At 36.0% G+C, this 16,952-nt stretch carries 15 protein-coding genes; 1 reads left to right on the forward strand and 14 read right to left on the reverse strand.

All coding sequences use genetic code 11. The features are described from left to right. Window positions 1-219: 219 nt before the first annotated feature. The 14 genes from A9G42_RS14865 to pepN all read right to left on the reverse strand — a co-directional run bounded on the left by A9G42_RS14865 (window position 220) and on the right by pepN (window position 15,479). Complete coding sequence (locus A9G42_RS14865) at window positions 220-3,180, reverse strand: DNA translocase FtsK 4TM domain-containing protein (RefSeq protein ID WP_082212154.1); 2,961 nt, start codon at window positions 3,178-3,180, stop codon at window positions 220-222. Between the two features lie 119 nt (window positions 3,181-3,299). Then, on the reverse strand, window positions 3,300-3,824 hold the full coding sequence (locus A9G42_RS10565; RefSeq protein ID WP_065653402.1) for a gamma carbonic anhydrase family protein: 525 nt from the start codon (window positions 3,822-3,824) through the stop codon (window positions 3,300-3,302). Beyond that, window positions 3,805-5,070: a Bcr/CflA family multidrug efflux MFS transporter gene (locus A9G42_RS10570; protein WP_065579576.1), complete on the reverse strand. Its 1,266-nt coding sequence runs from the start codon at window positions 5,068-5,070 to the stop codon at window positions 3,805-3,807. Before A9G42_RS10570 ends, A9G42_RS10565 begins: the two co-directional genes overlap by 20 nt. 138 nt (window positions 5,071-5,208) lie before the next feature. After that, window positions 5,209-5,898 (reverse strand): 16S rRNA pseudouridine(516) synthase RsuA, encoded by a 690-nt coding sequence (rsuA, locus tag A9G42_RS10575; RefSeq protein ID WP_065653403.1) that lies wholly within the window; start codon window positions 5,896-5,898, stop codon window positions 5,209-5,211. A gap of 19 nt (window positions 5,899-5,917) precedes the next feature. After that, window positions 5,918-6,649: a class I SAM-dependent methyltransferase gene (locus A9G42_RS10580; protein WP_218837807.1), complete on the reverse strand. Its 732-nt coding sequence runs from the start codon at window positions 6,647-6,649 to the stop codon at window positions 5,918-5,920. After that, complete coding sequence (gene prlC / locus A9G42_RS10585) at window positions 6,636-8,663, reverse strand: oligopeptidase A (protein WP_065653405.1); 2,028 nt, start codon at window positions 8,661-8,663, stop codon at window positions 6,636-6,638. Before prlC ends, A9G42_RS10580 begins: the two co-directional genes overlap by 14 nt. A gap of 96 nt (window positions 8,664-8,759) precedes the next feature. Continuing rightward, complete coding sequence (locus tag A9G42_RS10590) at window positions 8,760-9,017, reverse strand: BolA family protein (protein WP_065567659.1); 258 nt, start codon at window positions 9,015-9,017, stop codon at window positions 8,760-8,762. Window positions 9,018-9,108: 91 nt separating this feature from the next. Further along, complete coding sequence (locus tag A9G42_RS10595) at window positions 9,109-9,381, reverse strand: STAS domain-containing protein (protein WP_065642815.1); 273 nt, start codon at window positions 9,379-9,381, stop codon at window positions 9,109-9,111. Window positions 9,382-9,387: 6 nt separating this feature from the next. Further along, complete coding sequence (mlaC, locus tag A9G42_RS10600; RefSeq protein ID WP_065567661.1) at window positions 9,388-10,029, reverse strand: phospholipid-binding protein MlaC; 642 nt, start codon at window positions 10,027-10,029, stop codon at window positions 9,388-9,390. A 9-nt stretch (window positions 10,030-10,038) separates the two neighbouring features. Beyond that, complete coding sequence (gene mlaD, locus A9G42_RS10605; RefSeq protein WP_065567662.1) at window positions 10,039-10,629, reverse strand: outer membrane lipid asymmetry maintenance protein MlaD; 591 nt, start codon at window positions 10,627-10,629, stop codon at window positions 10,039-10,041. An 11-nt stretch (window positions 10,630-10,640) separates the two neighbouring features. Then, on the reverse strand, window positions 10,641-11,420 hold the full coding sequence (mlaE, locus tag A9G42_RS10610; RefSeq protein WP_143426157.1) for a lipid asymmetry maintenance ABC transporter permease subunit MlaE: 780 nt from the start codon (window positions 11,418-11,420) through the stop codon (window positions 10,641-10,643). Next, on the reverse strand, window positions 11,420-12,235 hold the full coding sequence (gene mlaF / locus A9G42_RS10615) for a phospholipid ABC transporter ATP-binding protein MlaF (protein ID WP_218057063.1): 816 nt from the start codon (window positions 12,233-12,235) through the stop codon (window positions 11,420-11,422). The genes mlaE and mlaF overlap by 1 nt, the downstream gene beginning before the upstream one ends. A gap of 155 nt (window positions 12,236-12,390) precedes the next feature. Next, window positions 12,391-12,720: a rhodanese-like domain-containing protein gene (locus tag A9G42_RS10620; RefSeq protein WP_065567664.1), complete on the reverse strand. Its 330-nt coding sequence runs from the start codon at window positions 12,718-12,720 to the stop codon at window positions 12,391-12,393. Between the two features lie 125 nt (window positions 12,721-12,845). Continuing rightward, window positions 12,846-15,479 (reverse strand): aminopeptidase N, encoded by a 2,634-nt coding sequence (gene pepN, locus A9G42_RS10625; RefSeq protein ID WP_065653407.1) that lies wholly within the window; start codon window positions 15,477-15,479, stop codon window positions 12,846-12,848. 157 nt (window positions 15,480-15,636) lie between these two features. On the opposite strand from pepN, the gene pncB reads away from it, so the two are divergent. Next, window positions 15,637-16,830, forward strand: a complete 1,194-nt coding sequence (gene pncB / locus A9G42_RS10630; protein WP_065653408.1) for a nicotinate phosphoribosyltransferase — start codon at window positions 15,637-15,639, stop codon at window positions 16,828-16,830. Window positions 16,831-16,952: the final 122 nt, after the last annotated feature.

Below are 16,952 nucleotides of genomic sequence, written 5' to 3' on the forward strand. Positions count from 1 at the left end.
ATTGATCGGTACCTATTAAAGTGTTTTTGAAGTATGATACGAGTTTTTGATAATAATAATTAATATTATCAATATGATAGTTGAGTATTTTTTACTATTTATTCACACGATAGTTATTATCCTCAATTTATTTAGCTACAATCTAGCAATAACGTTATAATGGTGTTTTGTGAAAGCGCTAATTCATTGATAAAAATAAATTAGCATCTTAAATAAAGATCAATATTCACTGGTTTTAACTGCTAATACTTCTCGATTACCGTTATGCGCTGGAGCACTAATAATGCCTTCAATCTCCATTTGCTCAACAATTCTTGCTGCTCGATTATAACCAATTCTGAATTTTCGTTGCACGCTAGATATAGAGGCTCGGCGAGTTTCGATAACAAATTCGACCACTTGGTCAAAAATAGGGTCGAGTTCTTCATCGATACTCTCTGAATTATTGCCATCGTTATCACCACTCGAAACGGTTACATTTTCAATATATTTTGGTGCACCTCGTGCCTTCCAGTCTTGAACTACAGCATGAACTTCTTCATCACGGACGAAGGCTCCATGTACTCGTATTGGAATTGAGCTATTAGGGGCTAAATAAAGCATATCTCCCATACCAAGCAGCGATTCCGCACCCATTTGATCTAAGATCGTTCGAGAGTCGATCTTGCTTGATACCGTAAATGCAATACGTGTAGGAATATTAGCTTTAATTAAACCAGTAATCACATCAACCGACGGGCGTTGTGTCGCTAAGACAAGATGGATACCCGCCGCTCTGGCTTTTTGTGCAAGCCTTGCGATTAACTCTTCTACCTTTTTACCCACTGCCATGATAAGGTCGGCAAACTCATCAACCATCACGACAATATAGGGTAATTTATCGAGTGTTGGCATATTAAGATCCATACTATCGGTTGGCTTCCAAAGAGGATCAGGAATTGGTCTACCCATTTCATCAGCTTGTTTAATTTTTTCATTGTAACCAGCAATATTTCGCACTCCTAACGCTGACATTAGACGATAACGACGTTCCATTTCATTTACACACCAATTAAGTGCATTGGTAGCGTCTTTCATGTCAGTAACGACTTGAGTTAATAAGTGTGGTATTCCTTCATAAATAGAGAGCTCAAGCATTTTGGGATCGATCATAATAAACCGCACATCTTCAGGTTGCGATTTATATAAAATACTTAAAATCATTGCATTAACACCAACTGATTTACCCGAACCAGTAGTACCGGCAACTAATAAGTGCGGCATCTTAGCTAAATCAGCAACCACTGATTGCCCAGAGATATCTTTACCTAATACGATTGTTAATGGTGATTGAGCATCTTTGAATTGAGGACTGTCTAATACTTCCCTAAAATAAACTGTTTGACGATTCTTATTGGGTAATTCAATGCCAACATACGGTTTGCACGGAATAACTTCAACTACACGAACCGATGGCATGGATAATGATCGTGCTAAGTCACGATCTAGTGTTGAAATCCTAGCAGCTTTAATGCCTGGTGCAAGCTCAATTTCGAAACGAGTAATCACAGGCCCAGGCATATAATCAACAACTTTGGCTTTTACTCGGTAATCAGACAAACTTTTTTCAATCAATTCTGACATAGCGTTTAAGGCCACATGATCCACCTCAATTCTTGCCGTTGGAGGCGCTGTTAATAAGTTTAGCGAAGGTAGTGGCGTAGTTGGTTTTGGCAATGGTTTATCATTACGTCTCAATAATGGATGAATTAAACTAGCCTCATCATTTTCTGAGGAATGATAATCTTGATCATCTTGAGCTATCTCTTCAGGATAAATATCATCAATGATTGGATTAGCTTTTTTTAATGCTTCAGTATCAACATATTCAAGTTGTTCTACTTCTAATTTTACGCCTGTTTGCGTTTCAGTTTTTTCATCTGCTATCTCTTGTATGGTAGCTGTGTTTATAATAGCATCAGGCTCTTGCATCAATGGCTGCTCAGTTTCAATGGTTTTCATTATTGAAATATCTAGAGCGGGTTCAAATGAACCCTTTTCATTATTGAATTTAATTTCATGTTTATTGTCTACCGAAGTAAATAAAGGTTTACTTGGTGCATCTGATATTGTGTACTTATCTGATTGTTCAAATGATAGTTTTTCTTCAGATTTTTGCGTTTGGATCACCTGCTTTATTTGCGCCATTGAAGAAGATAAAGCCTGTTCTTGATCTGGAGTTGCTTTATCTCCATTTATGTTTTGAATAATTGATTCAAGACGAGACAAAATTTCCTCTGGGTCGAGTTCTTTCCTAGGTGGATTATCAACGGCTTGGGGTGTTGTTACCTGTGATAATTGCAAAGAATCTTTGGTTTTAATTAATTCTTCGGTCGTTTTGATTAAAATCTTTTCATTTTCATCAGCAAAAATAAGAGTATTTGATGCCTGCTCTTGAGGTATTTCATTATTAACAGAATAACTTGGTGAAATAATTTCGGTGTTATCACCTTTGTTATCACAAGGTATTGTAAATTGAGGTTCTTTTGTTACATCATCAGATCGTATAATATTTTTTTCTTGTTTTAACGCAGTCTGTTCAATGTTATTTGTTGTACAAGCCTTGATTAACCATCTAATAGGTAACAGTAAAATCATGACAAAAGCACCTAATTTTTCCATTAGATTCAACCACGAAAATCCAGTTAATAATGTTATACAGGCTAAGCAAGTTCCAAGAAGAGTTAATGATAAAGTTAAGTTATTTATAATGGGTAGAAGGCTTTCAATGACTATTGCCCCAAGATAACCACCTGCTTCAAATTGTTCTGCATCACGAATATTTAAAGCAAAAAAACCCGTCGAACTGAAGATAAATGCCAAAACACCAATAATTCTAAATGAAAGACTAAAATAATTAATGGGATCATTGGCATGTTTATAAAAATGAACTATGAGTTGTAAACAAATAAAAATAGTAATAAAAGGGATGCTATAAGCGATAAACCCTAAAAATTGGAAAAAAATGTCGCTGGCATATGCGCCAAGATAACCGCCAAAATTGCTAATAGGATAGTGCCAGGCAGTACGAGACCAGCCAGGGTCAGCGGGATCGTAAGTAAACAGAGATAAAAATAAACAAACAGATAAACCTAATATTGCAAGTAAAATGAATTGAGTAATAATTTGCTTTCTTGTCATTTTGGGCTTTTTCAAACAAGTACCTAAAAAACTATCGCTATTAAAATTGCTGGCATTTTACCATAAATTGCGCTATGTCACAGAGCGAATGAAATATAAAACATCATTTATTGTAGTTACTATCGATTTATAGGAAATAGATTTTCACTAAATCGTTTGCTATTTTGCACGTAACTTTTTGCATTGTTTATATTGCCTTCAATTTCGTTTTCAGTCAGTTTACGAATAATTTTTGTTGGTGAACCGATAATTAAACAACCTTCACTATAAGGAAGCGTGCGTGTGACTAACGAGTTAGCGCCCACTATGCAATTTTTAGCTATTTTCGCATCATTTAAAATAGTACTTCCCATACCAATTAATACATTATCTTCAATAATACAGCTATGAAGAATAACATTGTGACCAATTGTTACATTTTCACCAACAATACAAGGGGTACCTGTTTCAACATGTACAGTGCAATTATCTTGCACATTACTATTTTGACCAATATGAATAGGCGCGATATCGCCACGTAAAACAGTATTAAACCAGATCGAAACACCTGGCTCTAAAGTTACATTACCAATTATTTCAGCTGATTTTGCAATAAAACAATGTTGATGAATTTGCGGATGTAAATCACCTAATTGGTAAATCATGATTTTTCCTTTTTTGGTTTTTGGCACACAAAAATAAGCTAACAGCAAGAAAATTACATAACACCATAGAGCCAACCATTAACCATTCGGTCGAGTTATTTACCGTTTCTCTTACAGTCGAATGCGTTGATGCTAACATTGATAATGATAAACCCATTGCGCCAGCCACTGCAAAGCGAATTGTACCTGCTAAAGAAGAAGCTGTACCGGCAATATGCTGATGAAGATCTAAAATAATCGCCATGCTATTGCCTCCAATGGTTGACATACAACCAATATAACCAGCAATACAAATAACTAGGCAGGTAAACCCTAGATTAAATAGACTGACAACAAGAAGACTTGTTGCCATAGTAAATTGGATAAAAAGCCCTAACTGCATCATTTTAATCGAACCAACACGTTTAACAAAACGGCTATTTACGGTATTCATCAATATCATAACAATAATATTGAGTGCAAAGTAATAACCAAAATTAGTGGATGCAACGCCATGTAAATTCATATAAACAAAGGGACCTAAGCTTAAAAAAGAGAATAACCCCGCCCCTGAAAATGCGCCTATCATCATATAAGTGAGTGCTTGGCGGTGTCGAAACAGCATAATAAAATTGCTTAAAATACGAACTAAGCTAAACCGATCTCGTTTGGCTTTTGCGAGTGTTTCAGGGATATTGGTGACAACTAAACCAAAGCAAGCGAGAGCAATTAAGCAGATAGTGTAAAAATTGGCTCGCCAATTAAACCAATATAAAATAAATCCACCGATAATCGGCGCCAGTAATGGAGCAACATTGGATATCAGCATGACAAAGGACATCATTTTAGAAAATTCATCACGATCACGATAAATATCTTTCATTAACGCATTAATGACTATTGTGGTTGCCGCAGCCGCAATACCATGAAAAAAGCGAGCGGTAATTAATTGATTAATATTAGTAGCAATTGCACAGCTTAATGCCGCGCCTATAAACATAATTAGGCCAAAAATTAAAACGTTGCGTCGCCCATAACTATCAGTAAGCGGCCCAAATAAAAGTTGCCCAACGGAGAAGCCTAGTAAATAGCAGCTAATAGTTAGTTGTACAGCTGTATCGGCTACATTAAAGTTGTGCGCAATAGTTGGCATACTTGGTAAATACATATCTATAGATAATGGCATAAGCATAGAGAGTAAACCAAGGATAAAAATCAGCGCTTTTTTAGATATTTTTATTTCTACCTGTGTGTTTTGGTTTTGCACAAATCGTTCCTTTTTACGGCTTTTATATAAAATTTAATTAAGGACAAGCTTAATTTTTGCGGTGTGGCTAGCTTTAAAGTATCTATAAATATAAATAGAATGCCTCATCTTAACGACTTATCATTGCGACAATTGATATTAGCTAAAAGAATGAATTTCATCTTGAGTCAATGGCCGATATTCTCCCTCCGGTATATCAAGGATCACGTTACCGATTTGTTTTCGATGCAACGCAATTACGTGATTATTAACCGCTGCAAACATCCGTTTTACTTGATGATAGCGACCTTCGCTAATGATTAATTCAGCATGAAAATCATCAATAATGGTTAGTTTTGCAGGTTTAGTGAGTGACTTTTCACTTTTCAATTGAATGCCTTTTTTAAATATATCAATGAGCTCAACTTTTAATGGTTGTTCAACGGTGACTACATAAATTTTTTCACAATGATGTTTAGGGGATGTAATTCGGTGTGACCACTTACCATCATCTGTAAGCAAAACAAGCCCAGTAGTATCAAGATCAAGCCTTCCTGCTGCATGTAATTTTTCAGGCATCGGCTCATCAATAAAATAAAGAATTGTTGGATGATCGGGATCATTGGTCGAACAAACATAGCCTTGCGGTTTATTGAGCATAAAATAGCGTTGGTTGGCCACTTGTTCAATTTGATAACCATCATATTCAACTAATTGATCTGGCGATAATTGATACGCACCTGTTTTGATAATCTCACCATCGACAGTCACTTTTTTAGCTTTGAGTTCTTTGTTTACAATAGTACGACTGGCGCCTAAATGATGAGCAAGAAATTTATCTAATCGCATAATTTAAAAATATTCCCTATTACTTTAAAGGTGTATAGATATCAAAACGGTGATTTTTAGTTTTAATTTCAGCTGTTGGCTTTTGGTTAGCTAAAAATGGCGCATAATCAGGTCGTTTTACCACAACTCGTTTCCGGGCTAATTGCCTTGCTGGTGCTAATAAACTATCAGCATCACTATCACTACCAACTAGCTGTTGAAAAATGCGCATCTCTTTTTTGACAAGCGCACTTTTTTGCCGATGTGGAAACATCGGATCAAGATAAACAACATCTGGTTTTTCAGGGTAAGCCCTCAATCCCTCAATGCTTGAATCATAAATTAAGTGTAAATGTTGCTCAATCCAGTGACCTATATCGAGATCTTGGTAGGCACGTTGTAAACCATCGCTTAATAATGCGGCAACGACAGGATGCCGCTCAAACATAGTGACATGACAACCAATAGATGCTAAAACAAAGGCATCACGACCAAGTCCCGCAGTTGCATCAATAACTGAGGGTAAATACTCACCTTTTACACCTACTGCTTTAGCGATTGCCTCGCCACGACCACCGCCAAATTGGCGACGATGAGCCATCGCGCCAGAAACAAAATTAACACAGATAGAGCCTAATTTTGGTTCGTCTGTTTTTTGTAACTCAAGTCGATTATTTTGGGTAACTAGCGTAAACGGAAGATCGGCATAGGCTAATAACCATTGCTCAGCTAATTGTGTTAACTGAGCTAAGTTAGAACTACTTGATACCATAGTGACGAAGTAGCGCATCAAGTTGAGGTTCGCGACCTCGGAAGTTTTTAAATAGCATCATTGGTTCATCGCTACCGCCTTGTGACAATATATTGTCAAGAAATGCATTACCTGTTTTCGCATTGAAGATACCTTCTTCTTCAAAACGTGAAAATGCATCAGCAGATAAAACTTCTGCCCATAAGTAACTATAATAACCTGCCGCATACCCCCCAGCAAAAATATGGCTAAAAGCATGAGGAAAGCGTCCCCATTCAACAGTAGGAATAACAGCAACTTGTTTTCTGACTTCAGCTAATGTGTTTAAAATATCGAGATCTTTTTGCGTATGTAATTTAAAATCAAAAAGACCGAATTCCAATTGCCGTAAAATAAATAACGCAGCTTGATAATTTTTAGCTTCTAGCATCTTTTCTAGCATTTCTGCGGGTAATGGTTCACCTGTTTGATAATGACCGGATATAAATGCGAGCGCTTCAGGTTGCCAGCACCAGTTTTCTAAAAATTGGCTTGGCAACTCAACAGCATCCCACGGCACGCCATTAATACCAGCGACTGATGAAACATCAATTTCGGTTAACATATGGTGTAATCCGTGACCGAATTCATGGAATAATGTGGTGACTTCGTCATGAGTAAACAGTGCTGGTTTATCTCCAATTGGGCGATTGAAGTTACAAGTTAAATAAGCAACAGGTTTTTGTATATGACCATCAGCAAAACGCATGCGACCAATACAATCATCCATCCAAGCACCACCTCGCTTGTGTTCACGTGCATATAAATCAAGATAGAAGCTACCTTTTAATTCGCCATTAGCAGCATAAAGATCATAAAATTTGACTTCTGGATCCCAAACTTCAACGCCTTTTCGCTCTTTGGCTGTAATACCGAAAATACGATGTACTACTTCAAATAAACCATTAATTACTCGTTGCTGCGGAAAATAAGGCCGTAACTCTTCATCATTAATAGTATATAAATACTGTTTTTGCTTTTCACTATAATAAGCAATATCCCATGGTTTAATATCACTGGCACCAAAAAATTCATACGCATAGCGTTTTAGTTCAGCTAGCTCTTTTTCACCTTGTGGCTTGGCCTTAGTTGCTAAATCGCTTAAAAACTCGATGACTTGCGTTGTGGATTTAGCCATTTTTGTTGCCAGTGATTTGTCTGCATAAGTCTTGAAACCTAATAATTGTGCTAGCTCGTAACGTAGGTCCAGAATTTGCTTAATGATCTCTGTATTATCCCATTTACCCGCATTTGGTCCTTGGTCGGATGCACGCGTGTTATAAGCTTGGTAAAGCTCAAACCGTAAATCACGATTATCACAATAAGTCATCACAGGAAGATAACTTGGTATATCCAATGTCAGCAACCACCCCTCTTTGCCTTTAATTTTAGCTTGTTCTTGTGCTGCTGCAAGCGCACTTTCAGGCATGCCAGACAGCTCTTTGATATCAGTAATTAGTTTTGACCAACCCATAGTCGCATCTAGTACATTATTACTATATTTTGATGATAATTCTGATAATTTTGCGACAATTTCACCGTAGCGTTTTTGTTTATCATCAGGTAAACCAATTCCGGATAATTCAAAATCACGTAATGCATTATCAATAACTTTTTTCTGTGCTTTGCTTAACGTTGCGTATTGTTCGCTTTCTTTGAGTTGTTTATAGGCCTGATATAAAGGCTTATGTTGCCCAACCCATGTACCGTACTCAGAAAGTAAGGGTAGACAAGCTTCATAGGCTTCACGTAATTCTGAGCTATTTTTAACTGAATTAAGATGGCTAACAGGAGACCAAGCTCGACTAAATTTTTCGTCTACTTCATCAATGGGCTGGATCAAATTATCCCAAGTATATTTACTATTTTGTTTAAGTACGGTTTCAATAGTATTTCGACAATTTTTTAGAGCCTCTTGTATGGCAGGTAAGACATGTTCAGGTTTAATTTGAGAAAAAAGCGGTAATGGTACATCTGTTAGTAATGGATTAGTCATGTTGAGATACCTTTATACAAATGGTGTTGTCTATTAATAGAACATAATATGATGGCAAAGGTGAATAATTCAAGAGAATTTCATGCAAGGGAATACTTATAATCCCATAAGCTTACGTTCACGTTGCCACTCAGTGGGAGTATAGGTTTTTATAGAAAGTGCATGAATGCGGTTATCATTAATAAATTCTGCCAAAGGGGCATAAATAGCTTGTTGTTTTTTTACTCGATTTAAATCAGCAAATAATTCACCTACTGCAATAACTTGAAAATGACTACCATCATCGGTCAGCACATGTACATCATCAAGCTCAAGTGAACTTTTTAATTTATCTATAATTTCTTGTTTATCCATTCTTCATTCTCATCACTAATATAAATTATGGGGATTATTTTTTGTCAAAAAACTTTCAGGTGATTAGGCGTTCTGTATAAAAGCTAATGTGTTAGCTGTTAATTACCTGTTGTAGATCATACAGCGTCAATAATGTTTGTAACTGAGGATTAATGCCTTTAAGCTCTACGTTATATTTATTGCAAAAATAAACTAAAGTCGCGAGTCCTGAAGAATCAACACGAGTAAGTTGCCCTACATCAATGTGTTTTACACCATTTAATATGGTATTTTGTGTAGACCACAGATCGTTTAATGAGTGAACATCTAGCTCACCAAATAAACACAATACATCTTGTTGTTTTTCTGTTGTGATTCGCGACATTTTAAACTAGCCTTTTGGTTTCGTATTTGGATCAATCTTGCGATTTGAAAGCTCGGTTAATTGTTTCGTCAATGCATCAATACCACCTTGACGTAAAATTGATGACCATTCATTTTGTTTAGTGCTGATCATGCTTACACCTTCGGCAACTAAATCATAGGCTTTCCATTCGCCAGTTACAGTGTTTTTACGCCATTGAAAATCAATGCGTAAAGGTTGACCTTGGTTTGGTTGGATTAAGAGTACACGAATAGAAATAAGATTTTTCCCCGTTAAATCTTTTGCTGCCTCAACTTGATATTGTTGACCATTATACATTGAAAGCGCTTGTGCAAAAGTTTGTACTAAATAGTTTTCAAAAGCATCAAAATAGGCTGTTCGCTGCGCTTCGCTTGCACTTTTGTAGTAGTTCCCTAAAATTAACGCACCAGCGTATTTTACTTGTACATAAGGTAATAAATCTTGTCTAACAATGTCTTTAAGTCTGTTTGGATTTGATTTAATCACCGATGATTGCGACTTCATTGTGGTAAAAATTTTATCGGCGGCTACTTGCATCTCTTTATAGGGATCATTTTCCGCGAATGTATTAGCACTAAACAATAAAGCTAATGCTAAAAAAAGGGTTGTTTTAAATTTATTTAACATGTTAACTCCTTAGTTTTCATTTATATCTTGTTTTTTATCTTTATCATCTTTGTCTTTATCTGATGAACCACCTATGCTGTAAAGAAATTTACCAATAAGATCTTCTAAAACAATTGCAGGCGTTGTGTTGTGCACAACAAAACCTTCAACTAAGTACGGTGGAGTTTTATTTTTTTCTGCCTTAGCCAAAATATCTGGATCAACATCTAGTGAGTCAATACTTAATTCCGTTTCTCTATCAACACCTATATTGATATCAATATACTGTTCGCCAAGTATTCCAGATGTCTTAATTGCAAGAGAACTTGAACTTGGAATTTTGTTATACTGAGTATCTATATCCATAGCTACATACGGCTTGTACTCATCGTTATTTGGTGAACTTAACGAAATATCACTAACTCGCCCAATCACTACACCACCGATCTTGATAGGCGATCGAGCTTTTAACCCACCAATGTTATCAAATACAGCATAAACCCGAAAGGAATTATGGCTAGCAAATGATGTTGGATCAGCGACTCTAAAGCATAAAAATAGCACTGAACAAATGACCAGCACCATGAATAATCCTACTGTAATTTCAATTTTACGACTCATGTTTAATGACCTCAATGACTAAACATTAATGCGGTTAAAATAAAATCTAACCCCAAAATAATTAATGATGAATAAACAACGGTGTTCGTTGTTGCTCGGCTAATTCCTTCTGATGTTGGTACACAATCATAACCATTAAAAAGTGCAATCCAAGTGCTAGCGATAGCAAATACAAAGCTTTTTACAAAACAATTGCCCAAATCATGCCACCAATTAACACTACTTTGAATGGATGACCAAAAAAAGCCTGAATCAATCCCTTTCCAATCAACACCAACAAGTGCACCACCTAAAATGCCGACTGTGACAAAAATTGCTGTTAAAAACGGCATACTAAAAAAACCAGCCCAAAAACGCGGAGCAATAATACGTCGTAATGGATCAATCGCCATCATTTCCATGCTTGATAACTGTTCAGTTGCTTTCATTAAACCTATTTCAGCCGTTAATGCTGAACCCGCACGGCCTGCAAACAGCAAGCCTGCAACAACAGGGCCGAGTTCACGAAGTAAGGCAAGTGCGACCATCATTCCAAGGCTTGCTTCGGCACCAAACGTAGTTAATATAAAGTAGCCTTGTAAGGCAAGTACCATGCCAATAAAAAGGCCAGAAACCATAATAATCGTTAGTGATTGAACGCCAACAAAGTAAAATTGTTTGACTAATAATGGAAATTGTTTATTAATTTGTGGTTTACCAATTAATGCACCAAAAAGCATAACGCCAGAACGGCCAATCATCGAAATAATATTGATAAAACATCGCCCTAATTTTGCTAATAAATTCAACATTATTTTATACCTCTGCTTAGGTCTAATTTATAATCATCAGCAGGATAATGAAAAGGCACAGGACCATCTGCCAATCCATCAAGGAATTGTTTAACTCGTAAATCGTCATTATCACGTAATTGTTGTGATGTGCCACCGGCAATAATATGTTGTTCAGCAACAATATAAGCGTAATCAGCAATACTGAGCACTTCGTTTACATCGTGGCTAACAACAATGCAGGTTAATCCTAATGATTGGTTAATTTCAGCGATAAGTTTAACTATAACACCCATTGATATAGGATCTTGTCCAGCAAAAGGTTCATCAAACATAATTAAATCAGGATCAAGTGCAATAGCACGCGCCAAAGCTGCACGCCTTGCCATTCCTCCAGATAATTCCGATGGCATCATATGTGCAGCACCACGCAATCCAACAGCTTGTAGCTTCATTAAAACTAAATTATGCAACACAGGCTCAGGTAAGTTAAGGTGTTCACGTAACGGATAAGCCACATTATCAAATACAGATAAATCAGTAAATAATGCACCTGATTGAAATAACATACTCATACGTTTGCGGACTTCATAAAGTCTAGATCGAGACATGCAAGGGATGTCTTCACCATCAAATAAAATTTGTCCTGACTGAGGTTTTAATTGCCCCCCAATAAGCCGTAGTAGTGTGGTTTTACCAATTCCTGAAGGTCCCATGATTGCTGTCACTTTGCCTTTAGGGACATTCAAACTCATATTTTTATAAATAGGTCGCGTTCCACGATAAAAAGACATGTCATGAATTTCGACCAGATTTTTCGGTAATTCGCTTGCCACAGTGACTTCCTAGACTACTAAATTAGTATAATTTCGCTTATTTTACTTGATATTTGTGAATAAAGAAATCTATTAAACGCATAATCAAATAGTTATTAGAATTATGCATCAATAATAAACGATAACTAAATCAAGCTCGTTTGATAACGGGGGCTTTAATATCTTGGCATTTGTTTATCAATCATTACAGCCCAAGCATCAATCCCACCTGCAAGGTTATATAGCCTGTTAGGATCGAAGCCATTTTCTACTAAAAAATGGGCAACAGCTAAACTACGCCTGCCGTGATGGCAATAAATTACAATATCAATTTCATCTGGAATTTTATCTAGATATAATGGGATAGTATTCATTGGGATATGAATTGCGTTGTGAATACCGCAAATAGCCACTTCATTGGCTTCACGCACATCAAGCAAAAATAGTTTATCTTGCTGGTTTAATTTGTTTATAAGCTCAATTGGCGTGATTTCTTGTATAGTCATTATTTAAAACTCATTAAAATAGTTGTAAAAAAGTTTCAGGAAACTATGCATTTTAGTATAACAATTTGATTTAGCATTAGCTTTATATCATCCTGAAACACTGTAACAGGATGATATTTTGCAACTTATTCCTCTAAAGCTTTGCTAATTTTTTCATATAGATCTTTAGATAAATTTTCAATTTTAAGCAATGTTTCAAGCGCTTTTCGCATTTGTAGTTGGCGTTTTTCGTCATAACGTTTAAATCGAATAAGGGGATCGATTAATCGCGCCGATACTTGTGGATTTTTCTGATTTAATTCAGTGAGTATTTCAACTAGAAATTGATAACCGCTACCATCTTGCGCATGAAATGCGACAGGATTGTTATTGACAAAGGCACCAATTAATGCACGAATTCGGTTTGGATTACTCAGTGAAAATGAGCGGTGGGTAAGCAACTTTTTCACTGTAACAAGGACGTTTTTGTCTGGGCTTGTTGCGTTTAATGCTAACCACTTATCCATAACTAGTCCATCTTGGTGCCATTTGTTATCAAAGTCAGCTAATAATTCAATTCGACAATTAAGTTCCGCTTTTACCGCCACATTTAAGGCTGCTAAACAATCAGTCATATTATTTGCTTGATGATATTGCTGACTAACTAGTGTATTAGCGCGCGAATTATCATCCGCATAGGCTAATAAAGTTAAACAACAGTTTTTAAGTGACCGTTTAGCAATATCGTTATGTTCGATCTGATATTGTGGGGTTTTATTGTTGTTATAGATTGCACCTAATTCATCGTTAAGCTCATTAGCAAAACGTGTTAATAAAAAGTGGCGAACTTGGTAAATAGCAATAGGATCAACCACAGTAAATAAATTCGCCAACTCGTTTTCAGATGGTAAGGTTAATATTAAGGCAATAAGGAAAGGATCGGTATTTTCTGATAATAATACATATCTAAAGGCATCTAATACAGTATCAGGTAGGGTTAACTTTTGATTTTCCTGATAATTTTTTACATTTAAACGAACATATTTTGCTAATAGCATTTGAGCAGCATCATAACGGCTAAAGGCATTAGTCGCATGTTGCATTAGGAATATAAGATCATTATCTTGATAATCATAAGCTAACTTAACAGGTGCTGAAAAATCACGTAATAATGAAATAATTGGTTTTTCAGCCACATTATCAAAAATAAATTGTTGTTTGCTCTGCGTTAAATTTAAAATGTGGTGAATAGGTTTGCCTTGGTATTGTAATGCAATTATATCACCATTATGCCGATATAACTCAATATTAAGTGGAATATGCAGTGCTTGTTTTTGTGCCTGATCTTGAGTTGCAGGTGTACATTGTTCTACTGTCAGGGAATATTGTTGTTTTGTTTCATCATAATTATCGGTGACGGTTAGCTCTGGTGTACCAGATTGACTGTACCATAATTTAAACTGGGTTAAATCAATACCCGAGGCATCTTGCATGGCAGCCACAAAATCATCACAAGTTGCTGCACAACCATCATGGCGTTTAAAATAGAGTTTCATTCCCGCTTGGAATTTGTCCTCCCCTAGTAAGGTGTGCATCATACGGATAACTTCAGCCCCTTTTTCATATACAGTTACCGTATAAAAGTTATTCATTTCAATAACTTGATCTGGGCGAATCGGATGAGACATTGGGCTGGCATCTTCAGCAAATTGCACGGTACGTAAAAGTTTGACATCTTCAATACGTTTTATTGCACGTGACCCCATATCAGCGCTAAATTCCTGATCCCGAAAGACGGTTAATCCTTCTTTTAAGCTGAGTTGGAACCAATCACGACAAGTAACTCGATTGCCTGTCCAATTGTGAAAATACTCATGACCAATCACACCTTCAATGCCTAGGTAGTCATCATCTGTTGCCGTTTGAGGTTTGGCAAGCACATATTTTGAGTTAAAGATATTTAAACCTTTGTTTTCCATTGCTCCCATATTGAAAAAATCAACAGCAACAATCATAAAAATATCTAGATCATATTCAAGCCCAAAACGCGTTTCGTCCCAACGCATGGCATTTTTTAAGCTTGTCATCGCCCAGTGCGAACGATCTAAGTTACCTTTATCAACATAAATTTCTAAATCCACTTTCCGTTTTGATTGTGTGATAAATTGGTCTTTTAAAATATCAAAATCACCAGCAACGAGCGCAAATAAGTAGGCAGGTTTAGGAAAAGGATCTTGCCATTGAACCCAATGGCGCCCATCGGCAAGTTCGCCTTGTGCAATACGGTTACCGTTAGAAAGTAGGAAAGGGTAGCATTGTTTATTCGCTGTAATACGCGTTGAAAAACGTGCAAGCACATCAGGCCGGTCAAGATAATAGGTTATATGGCGAAATCCTTCCGCTTCGCATTGGGTACAAAGCGCATCGCCTGATACATATAAACCTTCCAGTGCAGTATTATCAATTGGTTTGATTTCATTAACAATAGTTAAAGTAAATTCTGTAGGAACATTTTGAATAACTAATCCTGTTTTAGTAAGTTGATAATCATGCCATGGTTGCTCATTAATATTCACCGATATCAACTTAAGATCTTCACCGTCTAAAATTAAATCATTCGCTTGATTATTTTTTTGAAGCACACGGCTACGAGCGGTTACTGTTGTTATTTCCGGAGCTAAATCAAAATCAAGATCAATATCGGTAATGGTAAAATCGGGCGCTTTATAATCAAGTCGATTTTTGGCTATAGGCTGCAATTCAGGTGTTTTTGTATTCATGTTATGATGACCCTTTGGTTTGTACTCAAATTATATGCTGTGCTAATTAGCATTATAGCGGATTAAAAACAATCTTATTACATAATTAATCTATATCTTCATTATTATTCTGCTATAATCTTAAGAATTTTCTTTAAAGTAATAGCAGTCAATTTACATGTTACCAGCGATAATTACATCAATACTAGATACTGATGCTTATAAGTTGCATATGCAACAAGCTGTCTTTCATCACTACCCAAATGCAACAGTTGTTGCCGAGTTTCGCTGCCGTAGCGATGATTTATTAGGACAATATGTTAATGAGATAAAGCACCAAGTCAAATTGATGGAATCATTATCACTAAATGATAACGAGTTTGATTATTTATCTCGCATTTCGTTTTTTAAATCCGACTACTTGAATTGGTTAAAAAACTGGCGTTTTAACAGTGAATTACTAACAATTAAAAATGACAATGGGTTGCTGGTTATTCGAATCGAAGGTAAATGGTTAGATGTTATTTTATGGGAAGTGCCATTACTTGCGATCATTAGTGAAATAGTTCACAAAGATCGTTCGCCCAATATTGGTGTTCCTGAAGCCTTAGTAAGGCTAAAAGATAAATTGGCGTTGTTTGATAAAAAAACAGCTAATATAGATATGTCAGGCTTTAACTTAATGGATTTTGGCACACGTAGGCGTTATTCATTTGCAGTTCAAGAGGCGGTTGTTAGTTATTTAAAAAATAATTTTAATAATTTTCATAGTACAAGTAATTATTTACTTGCTTATCGTTTAGGGCTTACTCCTGTTGGAACGCAAGCACACGAGTGGTTTCAAGCTCATCAGCGTCTAAGCTCAAATCTAGAAGATTGCCAAAAAAATGCACTGCAAGTTTGGCTAGACGAATATACCAAGGATTTAGGTGTTGCTTTAACTGATTGTATTACTATGGATGCGTTTTTACAGGACTTCAATTCCCATTTTGCCTCTTGTTATCAAGGATTACGGCATGACTCAGGTGATCCAATAAAATGGGGTGAAAAAGCGATTGCGCATTACCAACAATTAGGCATTGATCCTAAAACAAAATTGCTAGTATTTTCAGACAGCTTAAATTTTGATAAAGCGATTAGCATTTATCAACACTTTAATCATCGTGTAAAATTATCTTTTGGTATAGGTGGTTTTTTAGCTTGCGATATTCCATCGCCAGATTTTAATACTAAAGCTTTGAATATTGTAATTAAATTGACAGAATGTAATAATCAGTCAGTCGCTAAATTATCCGATAGCCCTGGAAAGACTATCTCTCAAGATTTAGCTTTCGTTAATGAATTAAAACGGACGTTCAGTGTTAAGTATTAATCAATAATCTTACTTAACATAAAAATAAACAACTAGAAATAATTTATAAAAGCACGTCCTAACAAAAACTTTTGATATTTTGTGTGTAGTAAGTGGCATTAAAAAGGCTGGAAATGCCAGTA

The sequence above is a fragment of the Gilliamella sp. Nev6-6 genome (genome assembly GCF_001690605.1).
Classification (GTDB): domain Bacteria; phylum Pseudomonadota; class Gammaproteobacteria; order Enterobacterales; family Orbaceae; genus Gilliamella; species Gilliamella apicola_C.